The sequence below is a fragment of the Promicromonospora sp. NPDC090134 genome (assembly GCF_044746965.1).
Taxonomy (GTDB): domain Bacteria; phylum Actinomycetota; class Actinomycetes; order Actinomycetales; family Cellulomonadaceae; genus Promicromonospora.
Genome location: NZ_JBIVCZ010000004.1, coordinates 454,791 through 471,885, shown reverse-complemented (window position 1 = coordinate 471,885; position 17,095 = coordinate 454,791). Strand labels below are relative to the sequence as shown.

Annotated in this window: 14 protein-coding genes; 9 read left to right on the top strand and 5 right to left on the bottom strand. The window is 67.8% G+C overall.

Going from position 1 to position 17,095, the window contains the following annotated elements; translation table 11 throughout:
* Positions 1–29: 29 nt before the first annotated feature.
* Complete coding sequence (locus ACIPN7_RS14405; RefSeq protein ID WP_400543086.1) at positions 30–890, top strand: hypothetical protein; 861 nt, start codon at positions 30–32, stop codon at positions 888–890.
* Positions 891–1,107: 217 nt separating this feature from the next.
* Here the strand turns inward: ACIPN7_RS14405 and ACIPN7_RS14400 are convergent, their stop codons facing one another.
* Positions 1,108–2,133 carry a ParB N-terminal domain-containing protein gene (locus ACIPN7_RS14400; protein WP_400543083.1) on the bottom strand — a complete coding sequence of 342 codons (1,026 nt, stop codon included), beginning with the start codon at positions 2,131–2,133 and terminating at the stop codon, positions 1,108–1,110.
* A 1,187-nt stretch (positions 2,134–3,320) separates the two neighbouring features.
* Between ACIPN7_RS14400 and ACIPN7_RS14395 the strand changes: the two genes are divergently transcribed.
* The 6 genes from ACIPN7_RS14395 to fxlM all read left to right on the top strand — a co-directional run bounded on the left by ACIPN7_RS14395 (position 3,321) and on the right by fxlM (position 8,474).
* Positions 3,321–3,566: a hypothetical protein gene (locus ACIPN7_RS14395; protein WP_400543080.1), complete on the top strand. Its 246-nt coding sequence runs from the start codon at positions 3,321–3,323 to the stop codon at positions 3,564–3,566.
* A complete protein-coding gene (locus tag ACIPN7_RS14390) occupies positions 3,563–3,910 on the top strand; it encodes a hypothetical protein (RefSeq protein ID WP_400543078.1) in 348 nt (115 codons plus the stop codon). The genes ACIPN7_RS14395 and ACIPN7_RS14390 overlap by 4 nt, the downstream gene beginning before the upstream one ends.
* Positions 3,907–5,022 carry an HAD family hydrolase gene (locus ACIPN7_RS14385; protein WP_400543075.1) on the top strand — a complete coding sequence of 372 codons (1,116 nt, stop codon included), beginning with the start codon at positions 3,907–3,909 and terminating at the stop codon, positions 5,020–5,022. The genes ACIPN7_RS14390 and ACIPN7_RS14385 overlap by 4 nt, the downstream gene beginning before the upstream one ends.
* A gap of 186 nt (positions 5,023–5,208) precedes the next feature.
* Complete coding sequence (locus ACIPN7_RS14380) at positions 5,209–6,474, top strand: helix-turn-helix domain-containing protein (protein ID WP_400543072.1); 1,266 nt, start codon at positions 5,209–5,211, stop codon at positions 6,472–6,474.
* Positions 6,461–7,135, top strand: coding sequence for a 2'-5' RNA ligase family protein (locus tag ACIPN7_RS14375; protein ID WP_400543069.1), 675 nt, complete (start codon positions 6,461–6,463; stop codon positions 7,133–7,135). The genes ACIPN7_RS14380 and ACIPN7_RS14375 overlap by 14 nt, the downstream gene beginning before the upstream one ends.
* 91 nt (positions 7,136–7,226) lie before the next feature.
* Complete coding sequence (gene fxlM, locus ACIPN7_RS14370; protein WP_400543066.1) at positions 7,227–8,474, top strand: methyltransferase, FxLD system; 1,248 nt, start codon at positions 7,227–7,229, stop codon at positions 8,472–8,474.
* Between the two features lie 73 nt (positions 8,475–8,547).
* Here the strand turns inward: fxlM and ACIPN7_RS14365 are convergent, their stop codons facing one another.
* The gene (locus tag ACIPN7_RS14365; protein ID WP_400543063.1) at positions 8,548–8,943 is read right to left on the bottom strand and encodes a hypothetical protein; all 396 of its coding nucleotides are present in this window, start codon (positions 8,941–8,943) and stop codon (positions 8,548–8,550) included.
* 200 nt (positions 8,944–9,143) lie between these two features.
* Between ACIPN7_RS14365 and ACIPN7_RS14360 the strand changes: the two genes are divergently transcribed.
* A complete protein-coding gene (locus ACIPN7_RS14360) occupies positions 9,144–10,256 on the top strand; it encodes a DUF4062 domain-containing protein (RefSeq protein ID WP_400543060.1) in 1,113 nt (370 codons plus the stop codon).
* Positions 10,257–10,272: 16 nt separating this feature from the next.
* Here ACIPN7_RS14360 and ACIPN7_RS14355 read toward each other — a convergent pair whose 3' ends face one another.
* On the bottom strand, positions 10,273–11,502 hold the full coding sequence (locus tag ACIPN7_RS14355) for a lanthionine synthetase C family protein (RefSeq protein ID WP_400543058.1): 1,230 nt from the start codon (positions 11,500–11,502) through the stop codon (positions 10,273–10,275).
* 17 nt (positions 11,503–11,519) lie between these two features.
* A complete protein-coding gene (locus ACIPN7_RS14350; protein WP_400543270.1) occupies positions 11,520–14,390 on the bottom strand; it encodes a lantibiotic dehydratase in 2,871 nt (956 codons plus the stop codon).
* A gap of 384 nt (positions 14,391–14,774) precedes the next feature.
* Here ACIPN7_RS14350 and ACIPN7_RS14345 point away from each other — a divergent pair, with 384 nt between their 5' ends.
* Positions 14,775–15,455 carry an HAD family hydrolase gene (locus ACIPN7_RS14345; RefSeq protein ID WP_400543055.1) on the top strand — a complete coding sequence of 227 codons (681 nt, stop codon included), beginning with the start codon at positions 14,775–14,777 and terminating at the stop codon, positions 15,453–15,455.
* Positions 15,456–15,457: 2 nt separating this feature from the next.
* Here ACIPN7_RS14345 and ACIPN7_RS14340 read toward each other — a convergent pair whose 3' ends face one another.
* Positions 15,458–16,750 carry a helix-turn-helix domain-containing protein gene (locus ACIPN7_RS14340; RefSeq protein WP_400543052.1) on the bottom strand — a complete coding sequence of 431 codons (1,293 nt, stop codon included), beginning with the start codon at positions 16,748–16,750 and terminating at the stop codon, positions 15,458–15,460.
* Positions 16,751–17,095 lie beyond the last annotated feature (345 nt).

Below are 17,095 nucleotides of genomic sequence, written 5' to 3'. Positions count from 1 at the left end.
GGCGCCCCGCCTCTGCCAGGCTGGGGCCCGTGAACGACGACGTGACGCCATCGGCCGCCCCAGCTCCGTCCGAACACGGCGCACGCGCCCACGCAGAGACGACGCCCCTCGTACCTGCGCTGGCGTCCGACGCGGGACTAGGTTCGGCGCTCGTCGCGGGGCTGCTGGTGACGTTCGCGATGTCCCTGCTCATTCCCCTGGGCCTCGTGGCTGCTCACGGTGACGGCGTTGACCCGTCGGTCCTCACCAGAGTGGTCACGCTCGACATCCTGCTCACGATCGCCACGCTCACTGCGGCGGCGGTGGCGCTCGGGTCGCTGCGACTCCTCACGGCGGCGTCTCTCGTTACCGCGGGGGGCATCGTGATGGAGGCCGTCCTGTTGGGAATCCCTCTGGCGTCGGGCAGCGAGGTCCCGAGGATCGGTCACATCGCGCTGCTCATGCTGATCGCCTGCCCGCTCGCCCTCTGGTGGATTGCGATCCGGCGAAGCATCGTTGCGCGCCGGTGGTTGCTGCTCGGTTTCGTCCTCGCGGTGCCTGCGGCGACCTATCTGCCGGCGATCGTGATGGCGGTGCTGTACGTCAGGCTGGACCTGCTTGCGAACTACCTCGGGATGGTGCTGGGCATCGTTGCTGCGGGCCTTGTCGGCATGCCGCACCGCGGCACCCGGTGGGCCGCGGCCGGGACGTTCGCCCTGCTCGCCGTGATGCTCGCCCGACAGGTGCCCCTGAGCCTGGACGGCAGTGCGACGGAGAGCGTGCAGGTCGTCATCACAGTGACCCGTGTTCTCGTCGTCTCGGGCGCCGCGGTCTTCGCCGCTATGGCGGCGCGCAGGACGTCGGAACGATGGCTCGTACGGTCCGAGGTTCCGCGCGTCGTCCAGCGTTGACGCTGCGCGTCGTCGACGAGAGCTCCACCAAGTTGAGTGACTTGGCGCTCGGCCCGCCCTACCTGTCATCGGGTGCTGCAAACTCACCACCTCATTACAAGATTGTGCCCCCGGGCTCGCGCTTGATGCTGTGCTGGGGAAGGAGCAGGGCGGAGGCCGTTGGTGCACAAGGACCTAGGTTCTTAGGTCTCGAAGGTTGCGGACGGTCATGCCTGCGCTAGGCCGGCTGGTCGCGTGCGGCGCGTGCTGCGGCGGCGAACCGGCTGGTCTGGTCCAGGACGTTCTCGAACACGGCCCAGTCCTTCTCGTGGGTGCCAGGGCCAACATCGGCGGGGTCGTAATGCTCCCACCACCCGTCCAGGTCCTGCCATAGCAGCGCGAACGCTCGCAGGGAGTGCTTGCCCCTACCGCGAGTGTCCCGGGCGGGCTTGGGCTGGTCCAGCCGCTGGATGGCAGAGGCGACGACCTCGTCGACCTCTTCCTGGGTCACCGGCTCCACGGCCTGGGCGGTCGGGTCTGTGGCGGCGAGCTCCACCTTGACCTGGTCGTAGAGCGGGAACACGGATGCTCCCTGACGGATCTGTTCCAGGGCGTCGGCGGCCATGGCCCGGGCTCGGTCGGGGCGGGCGGGGTCGTTGGCGATGTCGGACAGGGTCGCGATGCGGTCCAGGCGCTTGTAGGACGCCTTCCCGGTGACCAGGCGTGCCGCCTGGGCCCGTGAGCGTTCGCGCAGGTCACGCGGTGGTGGCAATTTGCCACCACCGTCGATGTCCGAATTAGCTCCCAGCTGCGAAATGGTCCTTGCGGTCGCGTCCTGGCCGTCGTTCTCCGCGCCGAAGCGGGTGAGCGACTGGCGGCATGCGGCGTCCTCGGCCAGGAGCTGCTTGATCTCCCGGTACAGCTGCGCTGCCTCGACGTCATCGAGGGGTTTGCGTAGTTGTTCCTCGTCACGCTCGGCCAGCACGGCCTGCAGCCGGTCGGAGATCCCGCTGCGTACCCACGGTCGTGTGGTCGTCCAGCCGAGGCGTTGGATCGCGACCAGGCGCCGGTACCCGCACACCAGGACCAGGTCCGGGGTGACAGTGATGGGCTGCAGCAGCCCGACCCGTTGGATCGACGCGGCCAGTGCGTCGATGTCGCCGAGGTCGTGCCGGTGCCGCTCGCCGACGGTGATCGCGTCGACGGCGACGTCCAGACGCAGCAGGCCTTCATCGGCGTCCTGCTTCTGGGTCCGGTCAGGCATCGCACACCACCTGGTCTGTCAGGAGCAGGGCGGCGCCTCGGGTGGTGTCACACCGGGCAGCGCGGACGCCTGTCGGCGGGCCCAGGCTGGGCCTGGTCTCGGGTGTGGTGTCCATGGCCCGACGATGACGTGCGGGTGTACCCGTCGAGGTGGCTCTTGACGTCCCCCTTTCCCATGTCCCCCAGCCCGGTCGTGGTGGGGGACATCGCGTCACCGCAGGCCAGGGCGTCGGGTCCCATGTCCACCAACTCGTGGAAGAAATTCTGGGCACGTGGTTCCCGAAGGGCTTGTGGTCCTCGGCGCCAGGGCCTGGAGGGGCGTTGTACGCCGGGCTGTCGATGTCGTTCGGCGTCCCGGAGGGGGCTGCCGGTGACGTGGCTGCTCGCTTGCCGTCCGTTAGGCCCGGGGTCATGGGTCGAAGACCGACGGTGACGAGCGCCAACGTGGCTTCGCCGCTGTTCGAGCCCGCGGTCGGGTGACCGGCCTGCTGACCGATCTGCACACCAAAGCCAGGTAGCCGGGTGGCCTGGTGGCGGTGCACCGTGTCCCCGGCCGGGAGCTGCTTTCTGTTCCGGTACGGCTGCGCGACGTACACACCGGCGATGTTGCTGGCGCCGGCCGCGAGGCGGCTTGCTGCGAGCGGTCCCAGGTTGAGTGTGCGCGTGGTCGCCATGCCTCCACCGTGACGAGCCAGCGCGCGCTTTCCGCACACCTAACCTGCGCACACCACGAGTGCGCGCAGCGTTCTTCCTGGTCAGACGCGCGCACCAACTCGTTTCACACTGGGCTGGTGAGCCGTGGCGAGAGGCCGCGGTTCTGTCCAACGCAGGTACCGCGACCGGATGCGCGACAGGTGTGCGCACGATCGCGGCAGCTGTGCAGTGCCCGTGCCGCAGTCCCCTCTGCCCTGAGTGGACGACGAACGAGCGCGCTCTGCGCACACCAAGTCGTGCGCACACCAAGGTGTGCGCACGTATCAGTGCAGGTCAGCTGCGCGCACCAACTCGCCGCGAGTACTGATGCGGCAAGGGTGCGTCGTGACCGCGTCCCGTGTGCGCTACTGACGGGATGGTGCCTTGGGTTCGATGGGAAAGGTACGAGAGTCCGTGTTCGAGCGGGCTCGGACCAGACCCGGAGCGTGAGCCATGCAGGCCCAGAGCAGACCCCTAGCAGGCGAGTTGCACGGCATGTTCGTCGCCCTCATCGACATCCTGGACGCGCACGGCGAAGAGCGCGTCGCCGGCCTGACGATCCTGCGCGGGTCGGTGCGGATCGAGCCGTCCCGGTTGTCAGACGGCGTGGTGATGGCCCGTGAGCTCGGCTTGACCGAGGGCTTCGTCCACCGGTTGGCGACACCGGCTGTGGCGGACTGGTCCGGGACCGTGGCAGGCCTGGAGTGCCACGTCCGCTCGCTGGCGGGATCAGTCCGATGACCGGCCCGCGTCCGGTCGCGCTGGGCTACGTCGCCGCACGAGACGCGGCGGAGGTCGAACGGCAGCGCCGCGAGGTCACCGCCTACGTGTCGGCGGAAGGACTGGCACTGGTGGAGATCCTGGACGACACGCGCGATGGCCTCACGATCAGCCAGGTCACCGACGCAGCCCGCACCCACGGGGCCGACGTTGTCGTGGTCCCGGCAGAGGCGCGACTCGCGGAGGCGTACACCCGGCTGGCCTACGAGCTGGAGCAGCACGGGATGCGGTGCGTGCTGCTGGGTGACCCGCACCCGACCACCCGCCACGGCCACGTCCTTGCGGGTCTCGGGAGCCGGTCATGATCGGCGTCGCGCGCGGGATGCTTGTCGCGCTCGATGTCGACGGGACGATCATGTCGTCCGACGGCACCATCGCAGCCGCGGTCCATCGTTCGGTCGGGCTGGCACGGGCTGCGGGGCACCAGATCGTGCTTGCGACCGGAAGGTCCCTCGCGGGCGTGCTGCCGGTCGCTGAGCGTTTGGGTCTGGCGGACGGGTACGTCGTGTGCTCGAACGGTGCAATGACGGTCCGTCTCGATCCGGTGGCTCCGGGCGGGTACCGGTTCGTGCGCACCGAGGTGTTCGACCTTACGGCCGTGATCCGTCGCGTCCTTGACCTGGAGCCCGCTGCGCGGGTCGCGGTCGAGGAGCCGGGCTGGGGCTGGCGCGTATGCGAGCTATTCGAACCGGGACAGGTCAACGGCGAACAGAAGACCGCTTCCGTCGCCGACCTGTGCTCCAGCCCCGCCACCCGTCTTGCGGTGGCCGCGCCCGGCGTTGCGAGGCACCTCGATCTGCTGCGCGAGACGGGCGCCACGGTCACCCGGGCTGGTGAGTCGTGGCTGGACGTGACTGGCCCGGGTGTCACGAAGGCGAGCGCACTCGAAGTCCTCCGCGGGAAGCTCGACATCCCGCCCGAGTCGACGGTGGCCGTTGGGGATTCCGAGAACGACCTCGAAGCGCTGGAATGGGCCGGCCGCGGGATCAGCATGGGCCACGCACCGGCTGCTGTGCTGGGGATCGCTGACGAGGTCACAGGCACGATCGACGAGCACGGCGTCGCGACAGCTCTCGCCTCACTCCTGCCAGCCATCGACACGACAGGCCTGTCCGACCTCGCTGCTCAGGTTGCTGTCGCGGTGGAGTCGGCGCGTGGCGTGACCAAGCTGCGGGTCGGGCACGGGTCGAGCGCGGATCTCGCCGGGGCCGAGGTCCACACTGCGGAGGCCCGCGCCTGGCACCGTCACGCCCCGATCCCCGCAGCCGTCGGGGCCACGATGCTGGCCCTCACCGGCGCCACCGACGAAGCGGGCCTCGCGTATCCGAGGACAGACCTGGGGCTACGAGCTCGCTGGACCCGCATCGAGTCTGGGAACGGTCCGGCGCTGTTCGAGCTGCCGATCTGGCAGCGATGAATTCACGTCCAGATACCCCCGATGCGGACGTTAGCCCGCCCGCAGTCGGGCGGACCGCTGGCCGGGATTGTTTCCCCTGACGATCCCGGCCAGCGCCATGCCTCAAAGCGGTTCCCCGTTGCGAGCCTCGGCCCCCGGTACCATCGGGATCCAGGTCGAAGGCTGCACGATCGGGAGGGGAACCTCGTGCGCACTCCACGGACCGGGCTGGCCGAGCGCCGCCGACTGCAGGGACTGAGCCAGGAAGCGCTCGCCGAGCGCCTCGGAGTCGCGCGCACGACGATCACCCGCTGGGAGCTGGGCGAAGTCGAGCCGCTCGCCTGGGTACGGCCCGCGCTCGCCAATGCACTCTCCGTCAGTCTCGACGACCTCGCGCTGCTCCTGACCCCGGCAATCCGCGATGCCCATGCCACCTCAGATCACGCACCGACGCCCGGTATCTCGACGAACGCTCTCTATCCACTCGATGACGATGAGCTGCTAGATGTTGCTGAACGGCGGTCCTGGCTGGCCTCGCTCGACGTGAGCTCAGGGAAGATCGACTACCTGCAGCCCGCCGTCGAGTGGATCATCGAGCAAGACGAACGTGTTCCGGCAGCTGACCTCCAGGCCAAAGCACGTGACCTGCGTTCCTACCTCCACCCTTTGCTGAGGTCCCCACACCGGCCGGCCACCGCAGCGCGCCTGTTTGCGGTCGCAGCGAACTTGTCGGGTGCGCAGGCCGCACTCAGCCTCGACCAGGGACACCTTCCCTCGGCGCGGGCGTATGCAGCGGAGGCCTTCGAGCTGGCCGAGGCCACCGCGGACCCGGACCTGATGGCCTGGGCGCGTGCCGCGCAGAGCCTCGTCGAGTACTACGCGGGCCACTACCGTGAGGCGCTCGCGCTGGCAGACGACGGTCTCGCTCGGGCTCCCCGCGGGCCACATGCGGTCCGGTTGTCCGTCAACGGACGTGCCAGAGCATTGGCGCGGAAGGGTGACAAGGTTGGTGTCGACCACGCTGTTGGGCACGCCTGGGCCATCCGCACTGAGCACCCCGACCCCGAAACCCCGCTCACTGCGAGTCTGACCCCGACCGTCTACTGCGAACCCCGCGCCGCTGGCAACGCCGCGACCGCATACCTCGCGCTCGGGGACGCAGGCCGCGTCGAGCAGTACGCGAATCTGGCGCTGGACACGTTCGATACCGAGGGCTTCACCGGACCGCAGGCGATGACGCGGCTCGATGTTGCTACGGCGCTCCTTGATCCGGCTGGTGGGGACGTGGAACGTGCCGCGAGCCTGGTTGCTGATGCCTACCGGATCGGGGGAGCCGGCTCGTTTCCTGTGCGGCAGCGCGTGGCGGAGTTCGTCGACGCGGCTGCGTCGTGGGTGGCTCTGCCCGCGATCCGCGACGTCAGGGAACTCGTCACTAGACACACCATCGAGGAGGGCGTGCATGTCGACATCTGAGTTGGACAGCTTCACTGCTCGTTGGGAAGAGTTCGGCCGGCTGGAACGGCTGGTCAACCACTGGTGGTGGCGCCCCGGCTGGTCTGTCGGACGCTCGTTCTACACCTGGCACCTCACGTTCGACGACGCCACGGCCGCACCGCTGCACGAGCTCGTCGGCCGGCTGCAGGAAGGACTGTCTGGTGTCGAGGGCTTGGATCTGATCCCACAGCGGTGGCTGCACCTGACGATGCAGGGACTCGGCTTTACCGACGAGGTCTCCGACGACGACGTCGAGGCCATCACCCGCGCCGCAGCCGAGCGCCTGGCGGCGGTACCCGCATTTGAGCTGACGCTCGGTCCGATTCAGGCAGACGACGAAGCTACCGGTCTGCTAGTCCGGCCATGGGACGCTGTGAATGCTGTGCGCGACGGCATCCGCTCAGGCATCGCCGAGGTCTGGGACGAGGTTCCCGAGAACCCCGAGTTCCACCCGCACGTCTCGATCGCCTACAGCAACGCCGGCGTCTCGACTGGCCCCCTGAGAGAGCGGCTCGCGCCGCTGCGGGATATTGAGCCGGTCACTGTTCCGATCAGGGGCGCGCAGCTCATCCGCCTTAACCGCGACAACCAGATGTATGAGTGGGAGACAGTTGCCGAGGTCGCGCTCGGGCGGGGCTGAGCCGCCCATGGATGTCGCATCCTGGTAGCACCTGCGTTCCAGACTCTCCTGGGTCGGTGCCGGGGGCGGGCGAGGGCCATAACCTCGACGCGTGGATGAGACACGCGAGGACGAGGTATCCCTGCGAGCCGGGATGCTGGACCGGATGGCGGCCATGTGGAATCGCCCGCTGGCCGCCGATGTAGCGGACGCGATGATGACCGTGCCTCGGCACGTATTCGTGCCGGAGGTGTCGTTGTCGGAGGCGTACGGCTCGGGCGCCGTGGTCACGTATCGGGACGCGCAGGGTGTGCCGACGAGCTCGGCGTCCGCGCCGGGCACGGTCGCCGGAATGCTGGAGCAAGCCCAGGTCCAGCCGGGACAGCGGGTGTTGGAGGTCGGCGCGGGGACCGGGTACAACGCAGCCCTCCTGGCCTACTTGGTTGGCCCGTCAGGTTCGGTCACCACGATCGAGTACGACGCCGATGTCGCGGATGCCGCGCGGATTCACCTGACCGCGTACGGCGCGGATCAGGTGCGGGTCGTGACCGGGGACGGGACGCTGGGCGCTGCCGAGGATGGCCCGTTCGACCGAATCCTCGTGACCGCTGGGGCGTGGGATGTCGCACCGGCCTGGGTCGAGCAGCTCGCGCCCGGTGGCCGGTTGGTGCTGCCGCTGCGGCTGCGTGGCCTGACCCGGGTGGTCGCGTTCGAGCATGAGGGGACGGGGCTACGGAGCGTGTCCGTGGTCGAGGACGGCTTCATCCCGATGAAGGGCATCGGTGCCATGCCAGAGAAGAACATCCCGCTCGGCCCTGGGCCGGACGTGACCCTGCGGATCGACGACGCCCAGCCGGTGGCACGTGCACTGTTGGAGGCACTCGACAGTGAGCCCACGCTGGTGTGGACCGATGTCGTGGCACCGTGGGCATGGACGCCCCAGCAGGACTTCTGGCTTGCGACGCTGCCTGGCTTCAGCCGGGTGTTCGTCAGCGCGGATGCGGTGGCTGCCGGGCGGGTACCACGTGCGAAGGATCCCTGGGGCGCGTGGGGCATCTATTCGGCAGGATCGCTGGCGTACATGACCGCTCAGCAGGTCGGAGGAACCGAGGAGATGCCGATGCTGCAGGTCGGTGCCTGTGGGTTCGGCCCCGAAGGTGCGGACTTGGTGCGTCGGCTCACCGATCGGGTCCGGGCATGGCACGAGGGGGCGGGCGACGGGGCCGAGGTACAGATCGAGGCACGGGTGCCCACTTCTACGCCGCTTCCGAGTGAGGACAAGGCCCTGCTGGTCGTCGACAAGGTGGACCATGTGTTTGTGGTGACCGCGGTCCGGACCGCGACGGCTGTCGAGGCGTAGCACGGCGCGGAAGGCGCGATGCGGGATTAGGACCCGGCCACCGCGGTGGCGCCTTCACTGCGCTCGAATGCGTTCAGCGGCTGAGGAATGTCGGGAGCCGACGGACGAGTTCGAGGTAGTCCTGGTTGTCGTCTGGGTCGAGGCGACCGTCCACGGGCAAGGTAATCGGCGATCCGTATTGGAAGTGCAGCTCAAGTTGGACGTTACCTGGCCAAGTCCGCCAGCCGGACGTGTCCTGGGGATGCATGTCGGTGGCGACTTCGAGTTGGACGAGGCCGGTGAGGGACCTTGCCGCTACCGTGAACCCGGCGTTGTCATCCTTCCAATTCGAGTCCACCGAGAGTTCGGCGACGATCGTTTGCCCGACAACTACTCCCTTAAGGGCCACGCCGGCCGACTGATCCTCAGCGCTGCCGAGTGATACGAATGTGACTGGTTCGTCGCCGAGTGCCAGGATCAGGGATGACACCGCGCGACCCAACCAGTCCGGACGCAGACCGTGAAACATCTCTGGCGGCCAACCAACCGCCTGATTTCTGATTGCCCTATAGATGCGCTTCGCTGCGACAAGGTGGGGTTCGCCTTCAGGACTCATGGTAGGAGCGTCGCACGAGCCACTGACAGTGATGACTCCACGTTGATGTCAGTGGTTCAAGGCATGCTTGCGAGATGCGAGTTTTCATCAGCAGCGTCCGCACCGGGCTTGAAGTTGAGCGAGACGCCTTACCTGGGCTGGTTAGGGCACTCGGGCATGTCCCCGTGACCTTCGAGGACTTCACCGCACAGACCATTCCGTCGCGCGAGGCCTGCCTTACGGGCGTCGCGTCAGCGGACGTATACGTGCTGCTTCTGGGGCCCAACTACGGCTACCGGTTCCCAGAGACGAACCAGTCACCCACGCACGACGAGTGGACAGCGGCACGAGCTGCGGGCATGCCAACGTTCGTTTTCCGCAAGCTCGATGTCGAGCTGGAGCGAGCCCAGCAGGAGTTCGTCGACATGGTGGGTAGCTACGGCTCAGGCGTCTTCCACGGTCAGTTCGAGGACGTGGCTGACCTTCAAGTGAAGGTTGCCGAGGCGCTCGTTAACCATGCCGCTCAGCCGTCGCCACTCGTCTTCACTCCGTTGGCCGACCCGGTCGCGATCCAGTGGAAGGGCGACTGGGGCGAGCCCGGGCGGCATCAGCAGGACGCGTACGGCAGCCTCGAACTCCATGTTGTTGCCCTCGACGCGGCCCCAATCCCAGCTCGGATGATGGTCGACCTCCCGAACCGCCTGGCCGGGAGCATTCGAGCGTTGGGCGCCGTTTCCATGACGGCCGGTCTGACGCCGTCCGGAGACAGTAGCGCCGCCACGATCGCCGTGATGGCAGATGACAGCCGGTCTTCAGTGGCGGACGCGACGCTCCGCGGGATCCGTGTCGGTGCGTCAGGGCAGTTGTCCCTCTGGTGGTCGCTCCCACGAGACGGTATGGGCTCCATCCTTGACGAGACCATCCTTCTTCAGAACCTCATGGATGGCCTTCGGGTCGTCGGCGGGATCAACGTCCTGACAGGCGACCGCTTCGCCGTCGCTGCAGGCATCGGCGGATCCGCAATGGTTGGCCGCGGAACATTCACGGGCATTGAGCGTCGGTCTGCGACCGGCTTCAAGCTCAACCCAAAGCCTGCACGGGCCGTCCTTGACGAGGCCGTTACCTCGGCAGCCTTGGACCGGGGCGCGCCCGAGGTGGCACGTCCGCTCGTGACGTTGGTGCTGGCTGACTTCGACAAGACGTGGTGAGTGATCGAGCAGACACTCATACGTTGAGGAGTAGGGCATCCCAAGGCGTGGTGGCTGGGCGTGCACGAACACCCGCGAGCTCGGCCAGGGTCAGCCCGACACCTGCCGCGCCTGTGAGAAACCCGGGGCTGTCGTGGCTGGTCCCGTGCTCGACGTGAGCCACGAGGAATCGCCGTCCGCGGTCCAGCGACTGCGAGAGCCGGGCTGCCGCATGCTTAGCAACGTCGCGATCGACGCCGGTGGCGCAAAGCAGGACTCCGGCGTAGCCGTGACAGAGTGTGGGCCCCTCGGTGTCCCATGACGTGCGCTGGGCGCCAAGTCCTGCCAGATTGGAACGGGCAGTTTCGGCAAGGACATCGTCGCCGAGCGCACTTGCTGCGTGCAGCAGGCTCCGGGTTATTCCGGGGACGCCGTAGCACCAGGCGGTGCGACGCCCATGCCTCGTTGCCTTTGTGCCCTCAGACAGCTGCTGGCCTGTGGCGTGGTCGGGCCAGCCGTGGTCGTCGACCCGCCAACGATCGAGCCAAAGGACTGCGTCGCGGATCGCGGCTTTCTGCCCGGCCACAGTGTGCCCAGTGGAGTGCGCCAGTGCGAGAAAGGCGAGGGGGCCGGCGACGCCGTGGGCGAGGCCTGTGTCTGCGGCTCCTGTCGGGTCGAGGCGCGCAGCGACGACCTGCGGATGCTGGTCAGTTGGGACCCACCAGCCGGGTAGGGCTTCTCCGTGATCGGTCAGCATCCTGGTCAGTGCCGTCAGTGAGGCGACCAGACCGGGCTCGGCGGAACTGTGACCGTCGATCAGCGCCGCGAGCAAGATACGACCGATGCCAGCCAGCCCAGAGATCGTGTCGTAGACGTGCCAGGCCGTCCCGGGGCGACCCGCGAGTGTTGCCTGCGTGTAGAGGTCCGCGGACTCGACGGCACGGGCAGAAAGCCAGCGGACCGACCGAGCTGTCGCGGTCGCCGTTACCTCGGGGTCGGGCAAGTAAGGGGAGCCGAGGACCAGCGAGGCCGCTAGCCCTCCCGCCGTGCCGTAGATTCCCGGCCCCTGCTGTGGAGCGCTAACCGCATGCTCGGCCGCAGCGTTCCAGTGGGCCTTCGCCGCCGCAGCGAAAACCGGGTCAACGGCAGACAAACGTGCGTGCAGCAGCGCAGTCCCCGGCAACCCGTCCGCGAGCGTCGCGACCCCGTACGACGGGGCGGTCGCAACCACGCGATCCGGGTCCAGCAGCCGTTCAGCGATGGCCAACGCTGCGTCTCCCGGCTTCATCCTCGCCCCCGAGCGAGGAGCTCGGCCGCCAGCGCACGAGCAGTGTGCTCCTGGTCCCGGTCGAGGCCCAGTCGGTTCGCATGCATGTGGATTATCGACGAAGCGCAGTCGGAGCGACGAGTCGCCGGCACCACATCGCGGTATTCGGTGATCGCTTCTTTACGCCCCTTCCATTGCTCAAGCGCAGTCGGGCTGAGCAGTACATCTGGATCTGACGGCGCGGCCGCGCGCAGCTCGTTGACGAGTCGTCGACGGGTGCGGTCCAGCCGGGGGCGTCCGACGGCGCCCGCGGGCTCGTCGGCAAGTCCCCGTGCGAATTCCACAGCCGATAGTGCGGCGAGCAGGTGCCGAGCGTCGTCGTCGGGTGCGCGTTCAAGGAGGGTCAGCGTGAGATTGCTGTCGGCGTCGAAGAGTCGTTCGGCGGCGTCGATAGTCGTAAGTCCGCCGTATCGGTCGATCTCCGGTTCGTAGGACTCGACGACCAGACCCCCGACCAGGCCGTGGGCCATCCAGGAGGCGCACTGCTCCGACACGGTCTGGAGCACGACGGTGTTCAGCACCGAGGGCTCGCCTGCGAACCTGACTCGCAGGTGCGGCCCATGGGCAGGACTGTCGTAGCGAAGCCAGAACCACCGCTCTACCTGGCTACGCAGTGCCGAGGCCAGGCCATCGAACTGTGCGAGCAGATCATCGTGATGGATCCTCGGCGACGGGATGGCTAGCGAGAGCCACCCCCCACCAGGCAGGTGGACGACGGGCGATGTCGCGATCCGCGGGCGCTCCAGAACGCGATGATGCACCGGTCCTTGGAGCGGGATGACGAGCTCGAGGACGTGTCGTCCATCAGGACCGTCGGCGATGGCCTGGACCGCGTCAGGCCCGCCGGCTGGAGCGGTCACGGAGTCGGCTCCACGGCGAACGTAGCGACGCAACAGTTCGCGGTCCCGAGGCTCGTCCAGGTCGAGCGGGATGCGCTGATCGGCGTCCTGCACGACCACGCGCCGCGGAACCGTGGGCATGGTCGTCGTGCGCCAGCCGGCGAGCTCGGACTCCCAGGAGACCCCATCGGAGACAGTGGCGGTGAGGACGTGGGGGAGCCGCCACCGGGCCGGGGAGAGAATGGTGTTGCGCCACCGGACTTGTGGCAGGAACGGGGCGTCTACGAGTGGACCCCAGGTCCAGGTGTGCCACGGGTGGTGGCCGGCGTTGGCGAGGTCCTGTAGCACGCGGACGGCGGCCGGGACGTAGGCGGGCCCGATCCGTGAGAACAGGACCGGATCGATCTCTCGGTCCAGGCTCCGAGACCACAAGGTCAGGCGATGTCCGTCAGAGGCAAGGTCGAGGTCGGACAACGTCAGGTCATCGGGCCCGGGGACCACGCCTACGCAGATCCGTCGTGATGTGAATCCAGACGGCAGGGCCACCGTGGTCAGTGCCGCCAAGCGTGGCCGTACCACGACCTCGGCACGCAGCGGCGTATTGGGACAGGTGGTGGGGGCCGGGAGGTCGAGGAGCGAGGAGAAGCGGGCGATCGTCGACCCGGCATCCTGGGTGCTGCCCAAGTAGGCCGCCAGCAGGTACCGACCCCGGGAGAGTTCCTCCGCCGACTCCGACAGGACCTGGGCATAAAGCTCGCCGCTTGAGGGCGGTACACGCTCGCCGGATACACGCAGCGCGTCGATGGTTGTGTCATCGAGCATGACCTCGGTGCTGCGCCGGGCCGCGGCGTCGGCGAGGAGTCCGGCCAGGACTCTTCCGCGTGTCGCGTCCTCGTTCTGGTCTGGGCGCTCGTCGTCATCCGGGTTGCCGAGTCCGGTCACCGGGTCGACGACCGTTAGCAACGGGACTCGGCGGCGGACGCCGTACCGGTCGACGAACCGGGAGTGGTAGACGTCCAGGGCTTTCGTCGAGGGCGTGATGCTCCACAGCAGACTGGCCGCGTCGGCAGCCTCAGTCAGGAGCGGGCGGGGGACCTGGATGTCGGCGTCGACCGCGACGTCGGTCGTGATCGGGTTCTCGTGGTCTGCGATCTGATCGCAGATCTTACGGGCGTCGGTCAACGCGGCGAGCCGTTCATCCGTGCCCGGTGGGTACTTGTCGGCCTCGGCGAGCAGATCGCGCAACTCGGTCAGCGGCCCGACCAGCTCGTGCGAGGCCGGGGCCTTGGTCAAGAGGTGCCTGAGTGGGTCGCGAGCCAGGTCGTCCGGCAACAGGTCGGTCACCAGGACGCCGGTCCGGACGAGCTGCTGGACTGCTGTCCTGACCGTGTTGTCTGAGACGTTCGGCCAGCGGGCCGTGATGGCGGCGCTGACCTGTGCGAGGTGAACAGGCACAGCGCAGGTCTCCAGGATGAGCACCACCGCTGGCGTCGCCCGCAGTGTGACCCGCTCGGGCTTCTTGGCCCCCACCGCCCACTCGTGCTCGTACCGGTCGCCGCGACGCGCGACGAGGTCGTTCGACACCAACCGCACTGCATCGAGCACGTCAGGGAGGTCGAGGAGCTGGTTGGCGACGTCGCTCAACCAGGCCGCTGACGGTTCACTTCGAGCGCGGTGGTTCTTTCCGATGGTGAAGCGGGCACGGCCCTCGGTCGCCTGGACGACCTGGACGCCGGCGAACGTGCCCCGCGGTGTGGCACGTGTGCGAGCACGACGCTCGTAAGCACGCACTGTGGTCGCGAGCCGCTGGTCGGCGTCCAGGTCGTCGTCGGTGATCGTGGCGAGGGAGCGCGAACCGAAGCGCACCGCCTCCAGAAACGAACCGGAAAGTACCCGTGATGGGTGACGGTCCGGGGCGCTCGGAAGCAGGGGTGTGCGTGCCAGGACCGGGAATCCCGTATGCGGGGTGAACGTCCGCTCGTGCTTCATCGCCACGGCACTACTTCTTGCAGTTGCAGTTGGTGCAGCTACACGTCGCGGAACAGCCCACGCTGGGGCAGCTTGCCGAACACCCGTCGTTGGTGTGATTGCTACAGGACATGGGCACCTGCATAGCCTTGATGTCCAGGTCGAACAGGTCGGCCGTCAGCTGGTCCAGATCGCTCTCGGTGCGCTCAAGGACTGCGGTCGGTTCAGGCATGGGAAGGCCTTTCGATGAGGGGATCATCTGTCATCCCTCATCGAAGCCGCGGCCCAGAAGGCAGGACAGAGCAGCAGGGCGGCACTCTTGTCGCACCGGCGTAGCACGCAGTGCTGCGGCTCTTTGTCGCCGAACGTCAACGGTCGTGCGCGGGGGCTGGCTAGGCTGCTCTGGTGATTCGCGCTGTGTGGTTCGACGTCGGCGAGGTCCTGGTCAACGAGACCCGCGAGTACGGGACATGGGCTGACTGGCTCGGAGTCCCTCGACAGACTTTCTCTGCGGTGTTCGGCGCGGTCATCGCGCAAGGTCTCGACTACCGGGACACGTTCCAGGTATTCCGGCCGGGGTTCGACCTCGCCGAGGAGCGCGAGAAGCGCGCCGCCGCCGGGCAGCCGGAATGGTTCGGCGAAGACGACCTCTACTCCGACGTGCGCCAATGCTTGGCACGTCTGCGTGAGCAAGGCCGGCAGGTTGGCATCGCAGGGAATCAGACCGTGCGTGCCGAGGGGATCTTGCGTGGCCTGGACCTGCCGTGCGATCTGCTCGCGACCTCGGACTCCTGGGGCGTGTCGAAGCCGGATGTTGCGTTCTTCGAACGGCTTGTGGTCGAGGCGGCTCTGCAACCGGATGAGATTCTCTACGTGGGGGACCGGTTGGACAACGACATCCGGCCGGCCCAGAAGCTCGGGATTCAGACAGCCGTCCTACGCCGAGGACCCTGGGGCCACATACTGCGTGGCGACATCGCCGCGAGACATCTCGGCGAAGACTGTGAAGCGTTGTGCCTCTTCCAGCTCGACACCCTCGCGGAACTGCCCGACCTCGTCACAGGCCATAACGCCCGCCAGGCTTGAACCTAGACCGCTTGAAGGACTCGGGCGCGTTCGGTCAGATGGGCACCGTGCGGAGTCCCTCTGAACCGAGAAGTCACGTCGCCGAGCCGGCCGACCGCCGCGCTGTATGGCGCCGTCTCCAGAAGTGACAATGCTTCGTCGGCGTAGGCCGCACCCTGGTCGGCGTCCAGGCTCTGGTGCGCCGCGGCGAGGTCGAGCAGGACCACCGAGCGCTGCTTGACTGACTTCTCGTCCAGCTCGTCGAGAGCCTTTTCGAGCCAACCGACAGCTGCAGTCGAGTCTCCTGCGAGGAGCGCGGCGTTGCCTGCGAAACCGGCTAGCCGGCTGGCGTCATAGTAGTCGAACCACTCGGGTACGTCCGCGGGCCGGGCGAGGGCCTGCTCGGCACGATCGGTCAGGCTCCGTGCCTCTGCGCCGTCTCCGGTTCGGGCGTGCAGCTCGGCTGAGACACAGCCGACCCATGAACTGATCAGACCATTGGGCCGGCGACGCAGATAAACCGCAGCGAGGTCCAGGTGGCAGCGTGCTGCTGTGAGGTCGCCTGCGAACCCGGGAACGAACGCATGATGGCCCGCGATCACGGCGGCAAGCCATGGTTCATGAGCCTCCGCGGACGCGGTCTCGGCCATGGCGAAGCACCGCTCCGCAAGACGTGGCTGGCCAAGGTCGAACAACGCGACACGTGCAGCCAGCAGTGCGGTGTGCGCGACTGCGGCAGCCAGCGTTGCTGACAACTCGCTGCCGTGCCGTAATGCGTTCAGCAGTCCGGTACCCACACGGAGATGGCCCAGCGCGACGTCGAGCATCGCAGGAGAGTCGAGCGTCCAGTACAGGTCTCGCTGGACCGCAGCGATGGTGACGTAGGACTTCACCGAACGGGGATCGAGTACCGATGTGGGCGACGCAGCCGCCTCGACAGCCCCTAGCGCGGAAGCCGCGCCGGTCGCGAGTGCCAGCTGCAAGAACTGCTTGCGATCCAAACCGTCGGACTCGCCCATCAGGATCCTCCACAGCGTCTCATCGTCCAGACCTGGTGCGCCGGGCGGCTCCGCGGCTGTTGGAGCGACGAGAGCCACCCGGTGCGTCGCGTCGGACGTGAAGATCAGGTCCAGCTCAACGAGCGACAGCCCAAGGGCTTCAGCCAGCCGCGGCCGAACCCAGGGGAGAGGGATGACCTCACCTGACTCCCACCGCGCCACCGTGGTGCGTGCGACGTTCAGGTGCGCGGCCAGTGCCTCCTGGCTCAGCCCTTGCACCCTACGGCGTCGGGCGATCTCCTCACGCCTGTTGTTCATCGCGTCTCCCCAATGAGCTCGAGGACGGTTCTCGCAGGTCGCATGTCGCGGCCCACAACGTCGCAGGTGCCAGCCTGCCGCAACACCAGGGCAGTAGGCATCTCTCGCCTCTGGATGCGTCAGAGGTGCTACAGGACCGCCGGCCGTCGACGCTGCAGAGCCAAGCGTTCTGGGGATGCTGACTGGTTGCTCGATGCGTCCGGAGCGAGGGGGCCCACACCCGGACTCCCCTCGATGCGCGGCAACGCGGACACGGACGGCGAGCAGCGATAGCGACACGCGCGCGACGGCGGGCACAGGCAGCGACACGACGCACGCGACTGCGTGACGCGGGCAGACGGGCAC

Excerpts from the sequence above, each read along its gene's own strand:
- ACIPN7_RS14375 (WP_400543069.1), top strand. The coding sequence starts at position 6,461 with ATGTCGACATCTGAGTTGGACAGCTTCACTGCTCGTTGGGAAGAGTTC.
- ACIPN7_RS14350 (WP_400543270.1), bottom strand. The coding sequence starts at position 14,390 with ATGAAGCACGAGCGGACGTTCACCCCGCATACGGGATTCCCGGTCCTG.
- ACIPN7_RS14395 (WP_400543080.1), top strand. The coding sequence starts at position 3,321 with ATGTTCGTCGCCCTCATCGACATCCTGGACGCGCACGGCGAAGAGCGC.
- ACIPN7_RS14360 (WP_400543060.1), top strand. The coding sequence starts at position 9,144 with ATGCGAGTTTTCATCAGCAGCGTCCGCACCGGGCTTGAAGTTGAGCGA.
- ACIPN7_RS14340 (WP_400543052.1), bottom strand. The coding sequence starts at position 16,750 with ATGAACAACAGGCGTGAGGAGATCGCCCGACGCCGTAGGGTGCAAGGG.
- ACIPN7_RS14385 (WP_400543075.1), top strand. The coding sequence starts at position 3,907 with ATGATCGGCGTCGCGCGCGGGATGCTTGTCGCGCTCGATGTCGACGGG.
- ACIPN7_RS14390 (WP_400543078.1), top strand. The coding sequence starts at position 3,563 with ATGACCGGCCCGCGTCCGGTCGCGCTGGGCTACGTCGCCGCACGAGAC.
- ACIPN7_RS14400 (WP_400543083.1), bottom strand. The coding sequence starts at position 2,133 with ATGCCTGACCGGACCCAGAAGCAGGACGCCGATGAAGGCCTGCTGCGT.